Source organism: Brucella sp. 22210 (genome assembly GCF_052045675.1).
Taxonomy (GTDB): Bacteria; Pseudomonadota; Alphaproteobacteria; order Rhizobiales; family Rhizobiaceae; genus Brucella.
Genome location: NZ_JBQEPD010000009.1, coordinates 61,541 through 78,591 on the forward strand (window position 1 = coordinate 61,541; position 17,051 = coordinate 78,591).

Consider the following 17,051-nt stretch of genomic DNA (forward strand, 5'->3'; position numbering starts at 1 on the left):
GTGCCGGCTATTTTATTTCCTATCGTAAACGATCCGATCAGGGCTGTCGGCTTTGCGCCTTTTCCGGGCCCATCAGCACCAGAAGGTCGGCCAGTTCTGGCCCGTGAGCCTGTCCGGTCAGCACCAGACGCAACGGCATGAAGAGCCCCTTGCCCTTGCGTCCCGTTTCCGACTTGACCGCATCCGTCCACATCTTCCAGGTCTGCTGATCCCAAGGGCCTGCTGGCAAAAGCGTGAACGCGGCTTGTGCAAATTCGACATCTTCATCCGACAGTTCCGGCGTGTCCGGCAGGTCGCCGGTCACGATCTGCCACCAATGCTGCACATCACCGAAACGATCCAGATTGCCACGCACGGCGAGCCAGAATGGCTCGGCCTTGTCGCCTTCAATGCCAAGCGCTGCGAGACGCGGCTTGGCGTCTGCAAAAGACATTTCATGCAGCAATGCGCGATTAAGCGTGTCCAGTTCTGCCGGATCGAACTTGGCAGACGATTTTGAAATCGACGCCAGATCAAAACGTTCTGCCAGCGCATCCATGGTTGGCGCGGCGGCGACGTTTTCCGACGTGCCGATCAGAATAGCCAGCGAAGCAACCGCCATCGGCTCGTAGCCGTTTTCGCGCAGTGATCCGACCGAAAGCGCGCCGGTGCGCTTTGAAAGCCCCTCGCCGGTCGTGGTCGTCAGCAGATTGTGGTGTCCGAACACCGGCGGCTCAGCGCCGAGCGCGCGGAAGATTGCAATCTGCACGCCCGTATTCGTCAGATGGTCGTCGCCACGGATAATATGGCTGACGCCGAGATCGATATCATCCACGACCGAAGGGAGCGTATAGAGATAGGTGCCATCTTCGCGCACCAGCACGGGGTCCGACATGGACGCCAGATCAACAACCTGAGACCCACGCACCAGATCGTCCCAGTGAACTTCGGTGCGCTGTGTTGCGAACGGGTCGCTCTCGAAATTCGGTAGCAGGAAACGCCAATGCGGCTTGCGGCCTTCCGCCTCGAAAGCAGCCTTTTCCGCATCAGTGAGTTTTAGCGCCTCGCGGCCATAAACCGGCGGCAGGCGGCGCGCGAGGCGCAGCTTGCGGCGGCGCTCCAGCTCGTCAGCGGTTTCATAGCAGGCATAAAGCAGGCCTGCGGCCTTCAGCTTTTCCACTGCGCGGGCATAAACATCAAAACGCTTCGACTGATATTCAATGCGGTCTGGTTTCACGCCCAGCCAGTCGAGATCGACGGCGATGGCCTCGGCATATTCCACACGCGACCGTTCAACATCCGTATCGTCATAGCGCAGGATGAACCTACCGCCGTTTTTCTTGGCAAAAAGCCAGTTGGACAGCGCAGTGCGCGTGTTGCCGATATGAATATAGCCCGTCGGCGACGGAGCGAAACGCACAGTTACAGTCATTTCAAAGGCTTTCAGTCAGTATGTTCAGCGGTCGCGGAAGCGGTTCGTTATGGGATAACGGCGATCGCGTCCAAAATTCTTCCTGGTAATCTTTACACCCGGCGCAGATTGCCGGCGCTTGTATTCAGCCAGATAGAGCAGATGTTCAATCCGTTGCACGGTTTCAACCGGATGACCACGCGCAACAATATCAGCATTGCTCATTTCGTTTTCGACCAGACATTCCAAAATATCGTCGAGCACCGGATAAGGCGGCAAGCTGTCCTGATCGGTCTGGTTCTCACGCAATTCGGCGGACGGCGCCTTGGAGATGATGTTCTCGGGGATCACTGCGCCTGTAGGTCCGAGCGAACCTTGCGGAACATGGCTGTTGCGCCATTCCGACATCGCATAGACCTGCATCTTGTACACGTCCTTGATCGGATTGAAACCGCCATTCATATCGCCGTAAAGCGTGGCGTAGCCAACCGACATTTCCGACTTGTTGCCGGTCGTGACGACCATGGAGCCGAACTTGTTCGACACCGCCATAAGGATCGTGCCACGTGCCCGGCTTTGCAGGTTTTCTTCAGTCACGCCGCTATTGGTTCCAGCAAAGAGTGGCTGGAGCGCACTCATGAAGCCTTCAACCGGCTCGGCGATCGGCACGATATCGTAACGCACGCCAAGCGCCTTGGCGCAATCGGCTGCGTCTTTCAGGGATTCATCCGACGTATAGCGATATGGCAGCATGATGCAGCGCACACGCTCCGGCCCCAATGCGTCAACGCCCATGGCAGCGCAGATTGCCGAGTCGATACCGCCCGAAAGACCAAGAACGACGTCCTTGAAACCGTTCTTGTTCACATAATCACGCAGACCCAGCACACAGGCGGAATAGTCCGTCTCCAACCCTTCTGGAAGTGTGGCCTTCTCACCCTCTTCACAACGCCATGTGTCACCGTCACGCCGCCAGATGGTCAAGGCAATCTGCTCGGCAAATTGCGGCATTTGCAGGCACGGGAAATTGTTGCCCGGATTGAAAGCGAATGACGCACCATCGAAGACAAGCTCGTCCTGACCGCCAACCTGATTGACATAGAGCATCGGCAATTCTGCCAGCAGCACCTGCTTCAGAACGACCTGATAGCGCAAGTCCAGCTTGGAACGATGATAGGGGGAACCATTGGGCACGAGAAGGAATTCAGCACCACTTTCGGCAAGCGTTTCCGAAACGCCAAGTTCACCCCAGATATCCTCGCAGATCGGAATACCGATGCGCACGCCCCGGAAATTGACCGGGCCAAGCAGCGGGCCAGCCTCGAAAACGCGTTTTTCGTCAAACTCACCGTAATTCGGCAGATCGACCTTGAACCGCTCGGCAATCACCTCACCGCCATCCAGCACCATGACCGAATTATGCAATCCACTTTCGCGCCGCAAAGGCGTTCCGATGATGACGCCCGGGCCGCCATCCGCCGTATCGGCGGCGAGTTCGCGCACTGCATGCTCGCAGGCTGCAACGAAGGATGGCTTCAACACCAGATCCTCGGGCGGATAACCGGCAATGAACAGCTCTGTGAACAGGATGAGATCAGCCTTCATCTCGGCAGCTTGTGCACGAGCGGCGCGAGCTTTGACAAGATTTCCGGCGATATCGCCCATGACGGGATTGAGCTGCGCGACTGCAATACGAAGCATAATGAGATTCTCACCAACACTATTTCTGTCAGAGATTTAGCGTGGGAGTGGAAGGGATGCAATGAGCGGCTCTGCCTCCCCTCGGAGATTGGATTAGATTACTGACGAGAATGACCTGAATTATTCTCGCCCCCCCGAAGACCGACACGCGCCAACTTCGCGACCTGCCGTAAATCACTTCCCGTCCGCATTCGGTGTTGTAGGGAGACAATGAATATAATCCGCCAGATTTTCATAACTATCACAATGATGCCCATTCGTTTCCGAAGGCAAAGCATCGGCGGCGTTGGCGTCAACAAAATAGCGCCCAACCGACATCATGAATATCAACAATAAAAACGGATAAATTATTCTGATCATTTTCCTCTCCGTGAATCATTTCAAGAGAAAATACCAATCAGTACAATTTACGAAATACCAACAATGGAGAAACTATTCGTATGCTCTCCATTTCGAATAGTACTGTATTTATTTTAATAATAGAAAGACGAAATCAGCACATAGCCCCATGTTGTAACGACAAATATAATTGCAATCAACACGGCCAAGGAGCCGCAATCCTTGGCGATCTGGATTTCCTTGTGAAAATCGAGCGAAACCGCATCGCATGTGGCCTCGATACCCGTATTCAGAATTTCGACCATCATCAAAAACAGGATCGAGCCGGTCATCAGCAGGAACGCCAGCCATGTCGGCGCAAGAAAGAACGCGACCGGCAAGGAGATCAGGAACAGTACCAGTTCCTGTTGCACAGCCTTTTCATTGCCCGCGAGGTATTTCAGTGCCCGCATCGAGTTCAGGAAAGCCAGAAAAATGCGCTGCATAAATACCCCCAAAAGACACTGGTCATGATTTCGCGCTGTTGCCCGAGAATGCTTTAGAGAACTTTGCCTCAAAAGCAACAGGGCGGAGATCGAAACCTCCGCCCTGCGTAACGATAGCTATTTAAGAACTGCTCAGGCGCTAGCAACCTGCTTGTCAGCCCCTGCATCACGCTCCTTCTTCAGAAGCTCGGCCAGCAGGAACGCCAGTTCCAGTGCCTGATCGGCATTGAGGCGCGGATCGCAATGCGTATGGTAGCGGTCCTGCAGATCGTCTGCGGAAATGGCGCGGGCGCCGCCCGTGCATTCTGTAACGTTCTTGCCGGTCATTTCGACATGGATACCGCCCGGATGTGTGCCTTCGGCGCGATGAATCGCGAAGAAGGATTCCACTTCCTTGAGAATACGGTCGAACGGACGCGTCTTGTAACCGCCAGCAGTGATCGTATTGCCGTGCATCGGATCGCAGGACCAGACAACCTTGCGGCCTTCCTTCTCGACAGCGCGGATGAGCTGCGGCAGGTGATCGCCCACCTTGTCGTAGCCAAAGCGTGCGATAAGCGTCAGACGGCCAGCTTCGTTTTCCGGGTTGAGCAGGTCGATCAGGCGGATGAGATCATCCGGCTGCAAGGACGGGCCGCACTTGAGACCGAGCGGGTTCTTGATGCCACGGCAGTATTCGATATGCGCATGGTCAGCCTGACGCGTGCGATCACCGATCCAGATCATGTGACCGGACGTGCCGTACCAGTCGCCCGACGTGGAGTCGACGCGGGTCAGTGCTTCTTCATAGCCGAGAAGCAGCGCTTCGTGGCTCGTGTAGAAATCCGTTTCGCGCAGCGAATGGTTGCTGTCGGAAGTGATGCCGATAGCGCGCATGAAGTGCATCGTTTCGGAGATGCGCTGCGCCAGCGCGGTGTAACGTTCAGCCTGCGGGCTCTTGCCAACGAAGCCGAGCATCCACTGGTGCACGTTTTCCAGATTGGCATAACCACCCTGCGCGAAAGCGCGCAGCAGGTTGAGCGTCGCGGCCGACTGGCGGTAAGCCATGTCCTGGCGCTGCGGATCGGGCGTGCGCGAGGATTCATCGAAATCGATGCCGTTGATGATATCGCCACGGTAAGACGGCAGCTCAATGCCATCCTTCGTTTCCATATCCGACGAACGCGGCTTGGCGAACTGACCGGCAATACGGCCAACCTTCACCACCGGCTTGGAAGCGCCGAAGGTAAGTACGACGGCCATTTGCAGGAACACGCGGAAGAAGTCGCGGATATTATCCGCGCCATGTTCAGCGAAGCTTTCGGCGCAATCGCCGCCCTGAAGCAGAAATGCCTTGCCTTCCGCCACTGCGGCCAGCTGTTGCTTGAGCTTGCGCGCCTCGCCTGCAAAAACCAATGGCGGATAGGTGCGAAGACGGGCCTCAACGTCGTTCAAAGCCTGTGCGTCCGGATAAAACGGCACTTGCTTGATCGGTTTGTTTCTCCAGGAATGCGGGGTCCAGTTCTTCGTCATTAGAGCACCTGTTTTGCGTTATCCGCTCGATAATCCTCGGATTATATCCTCCTTACACGAAAGCCGGAATTCCCGAACATGCGGCTTGCACCTGAAGAAGATGCCAGCCTCATATCTAAACCCCGGCGTGCGTGGGTCGCGCTGATATAATGCACGCGCGGGTTTAATGCCAGTAATATTCGTTAAGGATATTTGCCTGCGGCGAAAGGATCAGTTGTCGACTTTTTCGCCGTTTACGACGCGATAACTTGGCTTGTACATGGTGACCAGTTCTTCGGCTGCAGTCGGATGAACCGCCATGGTGCGGTCGAAATCGTCCTTGGTCGCTCCCGCCTTGAGAGAGATGCCCAGAAGCTGCGCCATTTCACCGGCGTCCGGCCCCATAATATGGGTGCCCAGAACCCTGCGGCTCTTCGCATCGACGACGATTTTCATCAGCATCTTTTCGTTGCGGCCCGAAAGCGTGTTCTTCATCGGGCGGAACAGCGCGCGATAGACTTCAACTTCCGGATATTTCTTCGCAGCCTGCTCTTCGCTCAGACCGACAGTGCCAATTTCCGGTTGGGAAAAGACAGCGGTTGCAATCAGCTCGTGATCCGGCTTGGTCGGATTGTCCTTGAACACCGTCTCGAGGAAGCACATTGCCTCGTGAATCGCCACAGGCGTCAGCTGCACGCGGTTGGTGACATCGCCAACCGCCCAGATATTGGCGGTGCTGGTGCGCGAATAATCATCCACCTTGATAGCGCCAAGCTTGTCGAGCTTCACACCAGCAGCCTCAAGGCCGAGACCGTCCGTGTTGGGCATGCGGCCAAGCGCCAGCATCGCCTGCCCGGCTTCAAGCGTTTCGCCGTTGGACAGCGTGATCGACAACAGACCGTTTGCCTGCTTCGCGACGTTTTCGAACACCGCCTCGCAAATGATACGAATGCCCTTGGCTGCCATGGTTTCATGCAACAGATGGCGCACATCGCCGTCGAAACCGTTCAGGATTTCCTTGCCGCGATAGACAAGCGTGGTGTCCACACCGAGACCGTGGAAGATATTGGCGAACTCGACCGCGATATAGCCGCCGCCCGCGATGACAATCGCCTTGGGCAATTCTTCCAGATGGAAGGCTTCGTTGGAGCTGATGCAAAGCTCGTGACCGGGTAGAGCCTCATGCGGGTTCGGACGGCCGCCGGTGGCAACCAGAATATGCTCGGCCGTAATCCGACGCCCATCGGCCTTCAGCTCGATCGTGTGCTCATCGACGAGCACCGCGCGACTTGCGAAAATTTCGACCTTCGAATTTTCCAGCCCCTTCCGATAGAGACCTTCCAGACGGTTAATTTCCTTGTCCTTGGCATCGATAAGCTTCTTCCAGTCGAAGTTGCTCTCACCCACGGTCCAGCCGTAGCCAACGGCATCCTCGAAATGTTCAGGAAACTGCGAGGCATAGACAAACAGCTTTTTCGGCACACAGCCACGAATGACGCAAGTGCCGCCCATGCGATACTCTTCAGCCAGACCGACCTTTTTCCCCATGGCCCCTGCCAGACGGCCTGCACGCACACCGCCGGAACCACCGCCGATAACAAAGAGGTCGTAGTCGTAGCTGGCCATGGGAATTCTCCTTTTGAATCACACACCCGAACGCCCGAGGCTTTTCCGGCGGGATTCTGCATCAACAACAGATTCGGGTGATATGTAAGCAAAAGAAAAAGCCCGGCCAAGTCGCCGGGCTTTCAATTTTTCTTATGCTGTTCGCAAATTACTGCTGAGCAGGCTGGTCCGTCGGCTGCGCGGCGGTCGAACCGGCCTGAGCGGCCAGAACTTCAGCAACGTCGCGAGCGAGGTCACGAGCAACGCCATTCTGCCAGACATTGGCGGCCTTCACGACTTCGCGGGTCACGATCGGGCCTTCCGACAGGAGCTTCTTGCCAGCTGGCGAGGTGTAGAAGGTCGAGATTGCCTTCAGTTCCTCTTCGGAAAATGCCTTTGCATAAGCGCGGGCGGATTCTGTTTCGAGGTCCGAACGGCGGGAAGCCAGAGCCAGAGCCTTTTCGTCGACGGTCTTGGTGATCAGACCTTCGAGGTTTGGATCCTTCTGGATCAGCTCGCCCTTGAGCGCACGGGCTGCGTTCGGCAGAATTTCGTCGAACTGCTCGGTTGCGTGGATCGCGGAGATCGCTTCGCGGGCAGCCTGCAGATGGGCATCAGTGATTTCCTGCGCCGAAGCCGCATGAACGCCGGCCATCAGGGCGAATACGGAAAGCGGTGCAATCAGACGACGAAAGCCAGTTACCGGGATCATATGCTCAATACTCCGTTCAATCAGTTCAACACCAGTTGTAGCACTGGCAGTTCAAGACCGGTTCAGGGTTCGAATGCCGTCGGTTCCGGCAATTACTGCCGCACGCGCCAGCCCGATGAAAAGTCCATGCTCGACAACGCCAGGAATGGCGAAGAGAGCGTCAGAGAGTGTCTTTGGCTCGGGAATGCGGCCAAAAGATGCATCGACGATGTAGTGTCCACCATCTGTTACAAAAGGCGAACCATCTTTTAAACGCAGGTTCAGCGGGCCTGCAAGGCCGCATTTCGTGGCTGCCGCCTCGATTGCGCGCATCGTTGCGCCGAGACCGAAGCGATTGACCTCGATTGGAAGCGGAAAACGACCGAGCGTTTCCACAACTTTCGACTGGTCTGCAATGACGATCATGGCGTCGGAAGCTGCAGCCACGATCTTCTCGCGCAGCAACGCACCGCCGCCGCCCTTGATGAGCGAAAGCTCGCCATTGACTTCGTCAGCGCCATCAATGGTCAGATCGAGATGCGGGGTTTCTTCCAGTGTTGTGAGGGGAACGCCCAGTTCCTGACACAGGCTGGCGGTGCGTTCGGATGTCGGCACACCGATGATCTTGAAACCGCCCTGCACTTTTTCGGCCAGCAGACGCACGAATTCTTCTGCCGTGGAGCCGGTTCCGATGCCAAGACGCATACCGTCCTTGACATGCGTCAGTGCCTCGGCTGCGGCGGCGATCTTCAGCTTGCGTGCTTCGTCCATGAAAGAAATCCTAGCATATCCTCCGGGTTGACCCGGCGGATTCTCGTCCCAATTCGGTTCGCCTCTAGCACGCGTGGGCATCACAACAAAGCATCTATTTAAATATGACGCAGAATTTCACATCTGCGCGACGAAAGAACCTACCCTTGAGCCACCGTGCGCTATCGGTTACGTATGCCAGACCCCATCCATGCGAAAGACCCACTATGTCCGTTGCCAGTGCCAAGCCCATCATCGTTTTCGATCTCGACGGCACGCTCGTCGATACCGCGCCGGACCTTCTCGACAGCCTCAATCACTGCCTGTCGATTTCCGGCCTCAAGGCGGCTGATCGCACGGCCTTGCGCCGTTTCGTCGGTCAGGGCGGACGCACAATGATCGAACGCGCTTTTGCTGCCCAGCAAACCCAGATCGACGAGACACGTCTCGACCGTCTGGTGGAGGAGTTCCGCGAGCATTACGCGGACAATATGCCCGGACATTCCATCTTCTTCCCCGGCGTACTGGAAGCGCTCGACCGGTTTCAGGCCCACGGCTTCGAACTGGCTGTCTGCACGAACAAGTTCGAATCTCTTTCGGTCAAGCTGTTGACATCGATGGGCGAAGCCTCGCGCTTTGCCGCCATTTGTGGCGCAGACACATTCGCCTGGCGCAAGCCGGACCCGCGCCACCTGACGGACACCATTGCCCGCGCCGGTGGCAATCGGGATCGCGCGCTTATGGTCGGCGATAGCCGCACGGATATCGATACCGCCAAGGCTGCGGGTATTCCGGTAGTAGCCGTCGATTTCGGCTATACCGACCTTCCGGTCCAGCATTACGAGCCGAGCCGCGTGATTTCGCATTATGACGAATTCACCCTCGAAATGGCTGAACAGCTGATAGATGCGGTCTCCGACCCAGTCTGAAAGGATAGTGAGCAGTGAAAAATACATTTTTTCAGTTTGTTACGCTGGCTTTTTCAACTGTTTTGGCAGCGGGCGCTTTCGCTCAGGACAAATCGGCGCCCGGGCTTCCGGGCGTTGAAGCACAAAAGCCTCTTGTCTCAGCTCCGCCGCCCGCCCCGGAACCGGATCAGGCTCCGAAGGGAAACTGGAAGAACTTTCGCGTCGGCAACACCGACGTGTCTGTTTCGGGCGATATCATCATTGATGTCGGCACCGGCCAAGGCGGCTCCCGTCACCGATAGCTTTTAGTTTCGGGTTGAACCCACCAGAGCCGACCAGACGGCTGGAAGCAAAGCGGGCAGGTCTTCGGCAATCAATCCGTGACCAAAACGCCGACCGGCATCGGCATGCGCCCAGACAGCAGCACAGGCCGCTTCAAAGGGCGGCATTCCCTGCGCCAGCAATCCGCCCACAATGCCTGCCAGAACATCGCCAGACCCCGCAGTCGCCAGAAATGGCGTTCCATTCGCATTGATCGCGGCGCGACCATCCGGTGCGGCGATGACCGTATCCGGCCCCTTATAGATCAGCACAGCATTGGCAAGGGCCGCAGCCTTGCGCGCCTTATCGAGCTTTGACGCATCCTCACTGGCGACATCCGGGAAGAGCCGACGGAATTCCCCTTCGTGAGGTGTCAGAATGAGTGCGGTCTTTGCGTCTTTTCTGGCCTCGAACAGTTCACGCGGGTTGTTTTCGAAGGCCGTTATGCCATCCGCATCAAGCACAAGCCCGTTCAACGCGGGAAACGCCAATGCTGAACCACCTGCCGACATCAGGGCGTGCTCGCGCGCAAAAACCGCATTTCCATAGCCGGGGCCGAGCACAACTGATGCGACTTTCCGATCGGCGACGAAATCCCGCACATCCTTAGCGCTGCGGGTCTCGCGCACCATGATGCTCGTGACATGGGCCGCATTGACGGCCACAGCGTCCGGCGGCGATAACAGCGTTACGGCTCCTGCGCCGCTTCTTGCAGCGGCAAGTGCGGATAATCGCGCCGCCCCTGTGGCGTGCATTCCGCCGGAAAAGACCGCGACATGGCCGCGGCTATATTTATGGGCGTTGACGTTCAGGACAGGCAGGTCCTCAATCCACAATCCGGGGGCATTTTCATGCGCTTGCGGATGAATAGTGTCCAGAACGCGATCCGGAATGCCAATATCCGCGACATGAAGAACACCGCACAAGGCCCTGCCCGGCTGCAACAAATGGCCGGGTTTCTTGCGGAAGAATGTGACCGTCGCCCGCGCCTTGACGGCCACGCCCAGTATCTGCCCGCTGGCGCCCGACACACCGCTTGGCAGATCGACGGCGATAACCGGAATGTCTGATGCGTTGATGGCGTCGATGGCCACGCCTTCCGTACCGCGAACAGCGCGCGTCAGTCCCGCACCATAAATGGCGTCAATGACGCCCGAAAAACTCGCGGGCGAAAATTCGTTGATGTTGCGCACCTCGCCCTTGTGAAATAGCGAAGCGCGAAGCGCATCGCTGCCCTTTCGCGGCGGTGCCACGCTGAAGCAGACCACTTCGAAACCCGCTTCCAGAAGATATTGTGCTGCGACATAACCGTCACCGCCATTATTGCCCGGTCCGCACAAAACCGCGACCGGTCCCTTGTTCGCGAACATGCGCCGTGCGACATCCGCAACGGCCCGTCCAGCCGCCAACATCAGGGAAAAGCCGTCTCGCACGCCATTATCCATGGTCCAGCGGTCCGCTGCGGCCATTTCATCGGGCGAAAGCAGTTCCAACATCACGCACCTGTTTCGTAAGACGGATTTTGCGGTGATTAAACACGCGCCACTGGGCTTTGTGCAAGAGAGCCTATATTTGTCGCAAATTGATTACTTTTTAATCATACATTGAGTATCGGGATCACTCTTCCACACCCCAGCGATAGGCACCGCCTTGCAAAGGTGCCGCCTTTAGTGCCACTCTGCTAAGGAAATGGAAGAGAAGAGAAAATTTTGCCTAAGTTTTTGAAACTGGCACGCTTCATGCTTCTCCTACAGTGAAACGGGCACAACGCTCATTTCTGAAGAAAAGCGGAGACCATTCTCTGATGAAAAAGATCGAAGCCATTATTAAGCCCTTCAAACTCGATGAAGTGAAGGAAGCCCTTCAGGAAGTCGGTTTGCAGGGTATTACTGTCATCGAAGCCAAGGGCTTTGGACGACAGAAAGGTCATACCGAGCTTTACCGCGGCGCCGAATATGTCGTTGACTTTCTTCCCAAGGTGAAAGTCGAAGTCATTGTAGCGGATGAAACCGTGGACAACGCGATTGAAGCCATCCGCAAGGCAGCCCAGACGGGCCGCATCGGCGACGGCAAGATTTTCGTCTCCAACATTGAAGAAGTCATTCGCATCCGCACCGGTGAATCCGGCGTGGACGCCATCTGATTGACATCAGCCTACCTATCCTTCGTCGTGCAAACAGGGAATTAAAATGACGACCGCCAACGATATTCTGAAACAGATCAAAGACAACGACATCAAGTTTGTGGACCTTCGCTTCACCGACCCGAAGGGCAAGCTCCAGCACGTCACGATGGATATCGGCCTTGTTGACGAAGAAATGTTCGTTGACGGTGTCATGTTCGACGGCTCGTCGATCGCCGGCTGGAAGGCCATCAACGAATCCGACATGGTTCTGATGCCAGATCCCACGACGGCTCATATCGACCCGTTCTTCGCCCAGTCCACGCTGGTCATTCTTTGCGACATTCTCGAGCCTATCTCGGGCGAAGCTTACAGCCGCGATCCGCGCACGACCGCAAAGAAGGCGGAAGCCTACATGAAGTCGCTCGGCATCGGCGACACGGTCTATGTCGGCCCGGAAGCCGAATTCTTCGTCTTCGACGACGTGAAGTACAAGGCTGACCCATACAATACGGGCTTCAAGCTCGACTCGACCGAACTGCCGTCCAACGACGACACCGACTATGAAACCGGCAATCTCGGCCACCGTCCGCGCGTCAAGGGCGGCTATTTCCCGGTTCCGCCGATCGACAGCTGCCAGGACATGCGTTCCGAAATGCTCACCGTTCTGACGGAAATGGGCGTAACGGTTGAAAAGCATCACCACGAAGTGGCATCGGCTCAGCACGAACTCGGCGTCAAGTTCGACTCGCTCGTTCGCAACGCCGACAAGATGCAGATCTACAAGTATGTCGTGCATCAGGTTGCCAATGCCTATGGCAAGACCGCAACCTTCATGCCGAAGCCGATTTTCGGCGATAACGGCTCGGGCATGCACGTCCACTTCTCGATCTGGAAAGACGGCAAGCCGACCTTTGCTGGCAATGAATATGCCGGTCTGTCGGAAAACTGCCTGTTCTTCATCGGCGGCGTCATCAAGCACGCCAAGGCTGTGAACGCATTCACCAACCCGTCGACCAACTCGTACAAGCGTCTGGTTCCGGGCTATGAAGCTCCGGTTCTGCTGGCCTATTCGGCACGTAACCGTTCGGCTTCCTGCCGTATTCCTTTCGGCTCCTCGCCGAAGTCGAAGCGCCTTGAAGTTCGCTTCCCGGATCCGGCTGCCAACCCGTATCTCGCTTTCGCATCGCTACTGATGGCTGGCCTCGACGGCATCAAGAACAAGATCCATCCTGGCCAGGCCATGGACAAGGATCTGTACGACCTGCCTGCAAAGGAACTCAAGAAGATCCCGACCGTTTGCGGCTCGCTTCGTGAAGCGCTCCAGTCGCTCGACAAGGATCGCGAATTCCTCAAGGCCGGTGGCGTGTTCACCGACGACCAGATCGACTCGTTCATCGAGCTGAAGATGGCCGAAGTGATGCGTTTCGAAATGACCCCGCATCCGGTCGAATTCGACATGTACTACTCGGTCTAATCCATGGGTAAGCGGGGGCGCTTGCGCTCCCGCAACTCCAAGAGTTACCGAGGGGAACGACGCGTTTTTAAAAACGCGCGAAAGAAAACCCGGCTTCATGGCCGGGTTTTCTTTTTGTTATCAGTGCTTTGGATAAGCTATCTAAGAAATGGGTTCAGAGCGCCTTGAGTATGCGCGCCGCGATCATCATTTCGACTTCGCGTGCCTTACGCCGCGCCGCAGCTTCGGCGTCTTCGCCCCACTGTTCGGTCGTCCAGTCTTCATCGATATGCGCCAGCGACCAGCCGTCTTCGGCAGACACTTCTTCCTTGGCAATAGCCAGCGCAATGATGGCCGAACCAGTCAGAGTCGTCATCGTGTGAAGCGAGGCGAGCGCAATCGGATCGTTGAAAGCAGACAGATGAATGCCAAATGCCGTGATCGCCTCACGCGGCTGCTCAACATGCATGACACCTTCGGCGAGCGCAAAACGGGCGCCAAGTGTTTCCGCCCAGTCGATCAGTGGGTCCCAACGCGCTGTCTGGCGGGAAACGAGTTCCTGCGGCGCGTCGGCGCGATAGCACAGCAAATCCGTGCCAGCGAAACGCAACACATCCTCAAGCACCGCCTGCGGGTCTTGTGCAATGCCGTCAATGGCGGTGTTCACAAGCCGGGTGGCTGGCATTTTGCCCGGATCGATAACCTTTTCCTGCGCGCGGAACTCTTCCGCGACGATTTCTGCCGCGGCAGCTGTCGGCAATAGCAGAAGGCTGCGCGCTGGCGTCTTCACCGGGCGACCATCGAGATGAACTGCAAAGCCACCATCGACTTCAGCGACGTCCACCCGCTCATAGAAGCGTTTCGGCAGCTGCGCCTGCATCAGCTTCTGGGCCCGAATGATGGGATTCTCGTCGGAAAGCTGCTTACCAGCTTCAAGATCGCTCAAAGTATCACGCATGGGTCTTTCCAATTTTTAAAGCGTATCCATTGCTTTCAGCAGCGGATGAAGGTCGTGCGGCGTGCTCAATATGTGCTGTGCACCGGCTTCGACAAGCGCCTGTCGGTCATGATAGCCCCATGACACGCCTGCCGCCAAAGCGCCAGCCGAGCGGGCCATCTGCATATCGTAGATCGCATCGCCGATAACAATGGTTCGGTCGGGTTCTATCCCCATTTCCGCGCAGGATTCAAGCACCATCGCCGGATGGGGCTTGGACGGGCAGTCGTCCGCCGTGCGAATGACCAGAAAATGCTTCCCAATGCCGTGGCGTTCGAACACCGCATGAACGCCGCGACGCGACTTGCCCGTGACGATGCCCAAAAGCAGATCATCCCGCTCTCCAAGTTCCGTCAGAAGCGGCAGAATGCCATCATAAAGCGGTTCCGCAAAATCCGGCGCCTGCCGCAGGCGGATGAAATTTTCTTTATAGCGCTGCGTCAGCCAGTCGACCTGCTCGTCCGGCTCCCGCCCCAGTAATTGCGCTATGGCCAAAGGAAGCGAGAGGCCAATGATCGAATGCGTTTCGGCCTGTTTTGGCGGCGTCAGCCCTGCATCGGCAAAGCTTTCCGCCATGCAGCGATGAATGAAGTCACCGCTATCCACCAGAGTGCCGTCACAATCGAAAAGAACGAGTTTCATCGTGCTGTTGCCGCCTTTGCCGGTCGATTGATGATTATCAGGCCGAGGCCAATCAGGATCAAGGCTGCGAATATCTTCCAGCTCAATGCTTCCCCCAGAACGATGCCGCTCAGCAATACGCCGAAGGCGGGCGTGAGAAAGGCGAAATTGGAGAGTTTCGAGGCCGGATAGCGGTTCACCATCCAGAACCAGAGCGGATAGGTGAATGCAACCACGAAGAAGGACTGGAACAGCAGCGAGATCACCGAAAGAACATTCGGATCGCGAACGAGCGGACCGGCGAAGCCGATGAACGGCAACGGAACCAAAGCGGCGACGACAAGCTGGTACAACAGGATTTTCTCAGGAACGGCATAAGCAAGCTTGCTGCGCTTGATGACCAGTGTGGTCAATCCCCAGAGAATACCAGAAACGAGCGCCAGAAGATCGCCATAGAAAGCATATGGCCCCGGTCGGCTGACATGGTCGGAAAAGACGATGAACACGCCGAGAAAAGCCACGCACATGCCGACAAAGGCACGGACAGACATGCGCTCGCCGAGCAGGAAATGACTGCCGATTGCCACCCAGAACGGCATGACATTCATCATCAGGGTCACGCGGCTGACATTTGTCAGGTCCATCGAGATGAAAATCAGCACAAACTCAGTGCCGAAGAGCAATCCTGCAAGGATGCCGGGCAGCAGAGTCCCGTCTTTCCTGAACAGCGGAATGCGCCGCCAGAAACACCAGAGAAACACGCATATCCCGCCCAAAACTGAACGGGCGGAAGCCATCAGCATCGGGTTAAAACCCTGATTGCCGATCTTCACGGCAACCTGATTGAGCCCCCAGCTGAACATGATGAAGATGACCAGAGCAATGGCCAGCCCATCGAAAGAAGCCCGGCCTTGAGCCGTCCCCCCATTTTCCCCTGCCATTTCAATTCTTCTTTTTTATCGTGTTCAGTCTTCCGCACTGTCCTCGTCGAAGCCGAGCAGGTTCCACGACTGCACCATATGCGGCGGCAACGGCGCGGTCACGTCAATCACGCCACCCGATGGGTTGGGGATGCGGATGCGACGCGCATGCAGATGCAGGCGCTTCTGAATGCCGCCGGGGAACTCCCAGTTCTGGTCGGCTTCGAAATATTTTGGATCTCCAATGATCGGATGACCGATATAGGCGGCATGGACGCGTAGCTGGTGCGTGCGGCCCGTATAAGGCTCCATTTCCAGCCAGGTCAGATTGTTGCCCGCCTTTTCGATGATGCGGTAATAGGAAACCGCATGATCGGAATCCGGCTCGCCGTGCTGGCAAACGCGCATCTTGTCGCCATCCGGTGTCTGGTCCTTGACCAGCCAGGTCGAAATCTTGTCTTCGCGCTTGCGCGGAACGCCCTTCACCAAGGCCCAATAGGTCTTTTTCGTATCGCGCTCGCGAAATGCGGCAGTCAAAGCCTGCGCCGCGCCACGTGTACGGGCCACGACCAGCACGCCAGACGTATCGCGGTCGATGCGGTGCACCAGACGCGGCTTCTCGCCTCTTTTATTGCGCCAGGCTTCCAGCATGCCGTCAACATGACGCGTCAACCCCGAACCGCCCTGCACCGCCAGACCGGCAGGCTTGTTGAAGACGAACACTTTCGGGTCTTCATAGATCAGCATCTGCGAGAGAACGTCGCCGTCCTGCTGGCTGCGGATGGTGCGCGCTGTAACCGGACCTTTCGCCTTTTCGTCGACGCCGAGCGGCGGGATACGAACCATCTGGTTCGCCTGAAGACGCGTATCGGCCTTGGCACGACCGCCATCCACACGTACCTGACCGGAACGCAGCAATTTTTGCAGATGGCCAAAGCCCAGCCCAGGAAAGTGAACCTTGAACCAGCGATCGAGACGCATGCCCGCCTCGCTCGTATCCACAATCTTCTGTTCAACGCCTGCCATGGAAAAACCCGATCAATATCTTTCTGAGGCGCGACCGCGCGCGCCAACTTGTTAATCCTGTCAATAGACGTGAGTTTCCCCGATTGCTAGTGCAATTCCGGAAAACTGCAATTTGACGCCTTTCAGGCCACTTGCGCCCAATATTGGACGAAAAAGGCCAGAATCTTCACAGTCAGTTACATACGTTTTTAATTTATGGTCGGTTCTGACACCCAATAGCCACTTCTT

General features: G+C 56.6%; 17 protein-coding genes. 4 read left to right on the top strand and 13 right to left on the bottom strand.

Going from position 1 to position 17,051, the window contains the following annotated elements; genetic code table 11:
* Nucleotides 1–37: 37 nt before the first annotated feature.
* From gltX to rpiA, 8 genes are all read right to left on the bottom strand, one after another.
* Nucleotides 38–1,411, bottom strand: coding sequence for a glutamate--tRNA ligase (gene gltX, locus ACTJKP_RS13370; protein ID WP_440631009.1), 1,374 nt, complete (start codon nt 1,409–1,411; stop codon nt 38–40).
* A 24-nt stretch (nt 1,412–1,435) separates the two neighbouring features.
* On the bottom strand, nt 1,436–3,091 hold the full coding sequence (locus ACTJKP_RS13375; RefSeq protein WP_440631010.1) for an NAD+ synthase: 1,656 nt from the start codon (nt 3,089–3,091) through the stop codon (nt 1,436–1,438).
* A gap of 174 nt (nt 3,092–3,265) precedes the next feature.
* Nucleotides 3,266–3,451: a hypothetical protein gene (locus ACTJKP_RS13380; RefSeq protein ID WP_440631011.1), complete on the bottom strand. Its 186-nt coding sequence runs from the start codon at nt 3,449–3,451 to the stop codon at nt 3,266–3,268.
* Nucleotides 3,452–3,564: 113 nt separating this feature from the next.
* Nucleotides 3,565–3,915, bottom strand: a complete 351-nt coding sequence (locus ACTJKP_RS13385; protein WP_440631012.1) for a diacylglycerol kinase — start codon at nt 3,913–3,915, stop codon at nt 3,565–3,567.
* Nucleotides 3,916–4,047: 132 nt separating this feature from the next.
* A complete protein-coding gene (locus tag ACTJKP_RS13390) occupies nt 4,048–5,427 on the bottom strand; it encodes a class II 3-deoxy-7-phosphoheptulonate synthase (protein WP_078338555.1) in 1,380 nt (459 codons plus the stop codon).
* A 210-nt stretch (nt 5,428–5,637) separates the two neighbouring features.
* Nucleotides 5,638–7,032, bottom strand: a complete 1,395-nt coding sequence (gor, locus tag ACTJKP_RS13395) for a glutathione-disulfide reductase (protein ID WP_440631013.1) — start codon at nt 7,030–7,032, stop codon at nt 5,638–5,640.
* A 148-nt stretch (nt 7,033–7,180) separates the two neighbouring features.
* Nucleotides 7,181–7,723 (bottom strand): DUF2059 domain-containing protein, encoded by a 543-nt coding sequence (locus ACTJKP_RS13400; RefSeq protein ID WP_138785068.1) that lies wholly within the window; start codon nt 7,721–7,723, stop codon nt 7,181–7,183.
* A gap of 51 nt (nt 7,724–7,774) precedes the next feature.
* Nucleotides 7,775–8,473 (bottom strand): ribose-5-phosphate isomerase RpiA, encoded by a 699-nt coding sequence (gene rpiA / locus ACTJKP_RS13405; protein ID WP_151589606.1) that lies wholly within the window; start codon nt 8,471–8,473, stop codon nt 7,775–7,777.
* Nucleotides 8,474–8,679: 206 nt separating this feature from the next.
* On the opposite strand from rpiA, the gene ACTJKP_RS13410 reads away from it, so the two are divergent.
* Complete coding sequence (locus ACTJKP_RS13410) at nt 8,680–9,381, top strand: HAD family hydrolase (RefSeq protein ID WP_078338551.1); 702 nt, start codon at nt 8,680–8,682, stop codon at nt 9,379–9,381.
* Nucleotides 9,382–9,395: 14 nt separating this feature from the next.
* A complete protein-coding gene (locus tag ACTJKP_RS13415; RefSeq protein WP_440631014.1) occupies nt 9,396–9,662 on the top strand; it encodes a hypothetical protein in 267 nt (88 codons plus the stop codon).
* 3 nt (nt 9,663–9,665) lie between these two features.
* Here ACTJKP_RS13415 and ACTJKP_RS13420 read toward each other — a convergent pair whose 3' ends face one another.
* Entirely contained in the window at nt 9,666–11,177 is a 1,512-nt protein-coding gene (locus ACTJKP_RS13420; RefSeq protein ID WP_440631090.1) for an NAD(P)H-hydrate dehydratase, read from the bottom strand.
* A 308-nt stretch (nt 11,178–11,485) separates the two neighbouring features.
* Between ACTJKP_RS13420 and ACTJKP_RS13425 the strand changes: the two genes are divergently transcribed.
* Together ACTJKP_RS13425 and glnA are read left to right on the top strand one after the other, a co-directional pair.
* Nucleotides 11,486–11,824, top strand: coding sequence for a P-II family nitrogen regulator (locus tag ACTJKP_RS13425; protein ID WP_078338549.1), 339 nt, complete (start codon nt 11,486–11,488; stop codon nt 11,822–11,824).
* Between the two features lie 46 nt (nt 11,825–11,870).
* Entirely contained in the window at nt 11,871–13,280 is a 1,410-nt protein-coding gene (glnA, locus tag ACTJKP_RS13430; protein WP_078338548.1) for a type I glutamate--ammonia ligase, read from the top strand.
* Between the two features lie 154 nt (nt 13,281–13,434).
* Here glnA and ACTJKP_RS13435 read toward each other — a convergent pair whose 3' ends face one another.
* Genes ACTJKP_RS13435 through ACTJKP_RS13450 form a run of 4 tightly spaced genes read right to left on the bottom strand, consistent with a single transcriptional unit; the run spans nt 13,435 to nt 16,823 of the window.
* The gene (locus ACTJKP_RS13435; RefSeq protein ID WP_440631015.1) at nt 13,435–14,217 is read right to left on the bottom strand and encodes an ATP12 family chaperone protein; all 783 of its coding nucleotides are present in this window, start codon (nt 14,215–14,217) and stop codon (nt 13,435–13,437) included.
* A gap of 15 nt (nt 14,218–14,232) precedes the next feature.
* Nucleotides 14,233–14,898, bottom strand: coding sequence for an HAD-IA family hydrolase (locus ACTJKP_RS13440; protein ID WP_440631016.1), 666 nt, complete (start codon nt 14,896–14,898; stop codon nt 14,233–14,235).
* Entirely contained in the window at nt 14,895–15,818 is a 924-nt protein-coding gene (locus ACTJKP_RS13445) for a DMT family transporter (RefSeq protein ID WP_440631017.1), read from the bottom strand. The genes ACTJKP_RS13440 and ACTJKP_RS13445 overlap by 4 nt, the downstream gene beginning before the upstream one ends.
* A gap of 24 nt (nt 15,819–15,842) precedes the next feature.
* Nucleotides 15,843–16,823, bottom strand: coding sequence for an RluA family pseudouridine synthase (locus ACTJKP_RS13450; RefSeq protein WP_440631018.1), 981 nt, complete (start codon nt 16,821–16,823; stop codon nt 15,843–15,845).
* Nucleotides 16,824–17,051 lie beyond the last annotated feature (228 nt).

Bases quoted from the DNA above. Each gene is read 5' to 3' on its own strand.
- gltX (WP_440631009.1), bottom strand. From the start codon at position 1,411: ATGACTGTAACTGTGCGTTTCGCTCCGTCGCCGACGGGCTATATTCAT.
- ACTJKP_RS13375 (WP_440631010.1), bottom strand. From the start codon at position 3,091: ATGCTTCGTATTGCAGTCGCGCAGCTCAATCCCGTCATGGGCGATATC.
- ACTJKP_RS13380 (WP_440631011.1), bottom strand. From the start codon at position 3,451: ATGATCAGAATAATTTATCCGTTTTTATTGTTGATATTCATGATGTCG.
- ACTJKP_RS13385 (WP_440631012.1), bottom strand. From the start codon at position 3,915: ATGCAGCGCATTTTTCTGGCTTTCCTGAACTCGATGCGGGCACTGAAA.
- ACTJKP_RS13390 (WP_078338555.1), bottom strand. From the start codon at position 5,427: ATGACGAAGAACTGGACCCCGCATTCCTGGAGAAACAAACCGATCAAG.
- gor (WP_440631013.1), bottom strand. From the start codon at position 7,032: ATGGCCAGCTACGACTACGACCTCTTTGTTATCGGCGGTGGTTCCGGC.
- ACTJKP_RS13400 (WP_138785068.1), bottom strand. From the start codon at position 7,723: ATGATCCCGGTAACTGGCTTTCGTCGTCTGATTGCACCGCTTTCCGTA.
- rpiA (WP_151589606.1), bottom strand. From the start codon at position 8,473: ATGGACGAAGCACGCAAGCTGAAGATCGCCGCCGCAGCCGAGGCACTG.
- ACTJKP_RS13410 (WP_078338551.1), top strand. From the start codon at position 8,680: ATGTCCGTTGCCAGTGCCAAGCCCATCATCGTTTTCGATCTCGACGGC.
- ACTJKP_RS13420 (WP_440631090.1), bottom strand. From the start codon at position 11,177: ATGTTGGAACTGCTTTCGCCCGATGAAATGGCCGCAGCGGACCGCTGG.
- ACTJKP_RS13425 (WP_078338549.1), top strand. From the start codon at position 11,486: ATGAAAAAGATCGAAGCCATTATTAAGCCCTTCAAACTCGATGAAGTG.
- glnA (WP_078338548.1), top strand. From the start codon at position 11,871: ATGACGACCGCCAACGATATTCTGAAACAGATCAAAGACAACGACATC.
- ACTJKP_RS13435 (WP_440631015.1), bottom strand. From the start codon at position 14,217: ATGCGTGATACTTTGAGCGATCTTGAAGCTGGTAAGCAGCTTTCCGAC.
- ACTJKP_RS13440 (WP_440631016.1), bottom strand. From the start codon at position 14,898: ATGAAACTCGTTCTTTTCGATTGTGACGGCACTCTGGTGGATAGCGGT.
- ACTJKP_RS13445 (WP_440631017.1), bottom strand. From the start codon at position 15,818: ATGGCAGGGGAAAATGGGGGGACGGCTCAAGGCCGGGCTTCTTTCGAT.
- ACTJKP_RS13450 (WP_440631018.1), bottom strand. From the start codon at position 16,823: ATGGCAGGCGTTGAACAGAAGATTGTGGATACGAGCGAGGCGGGCATG.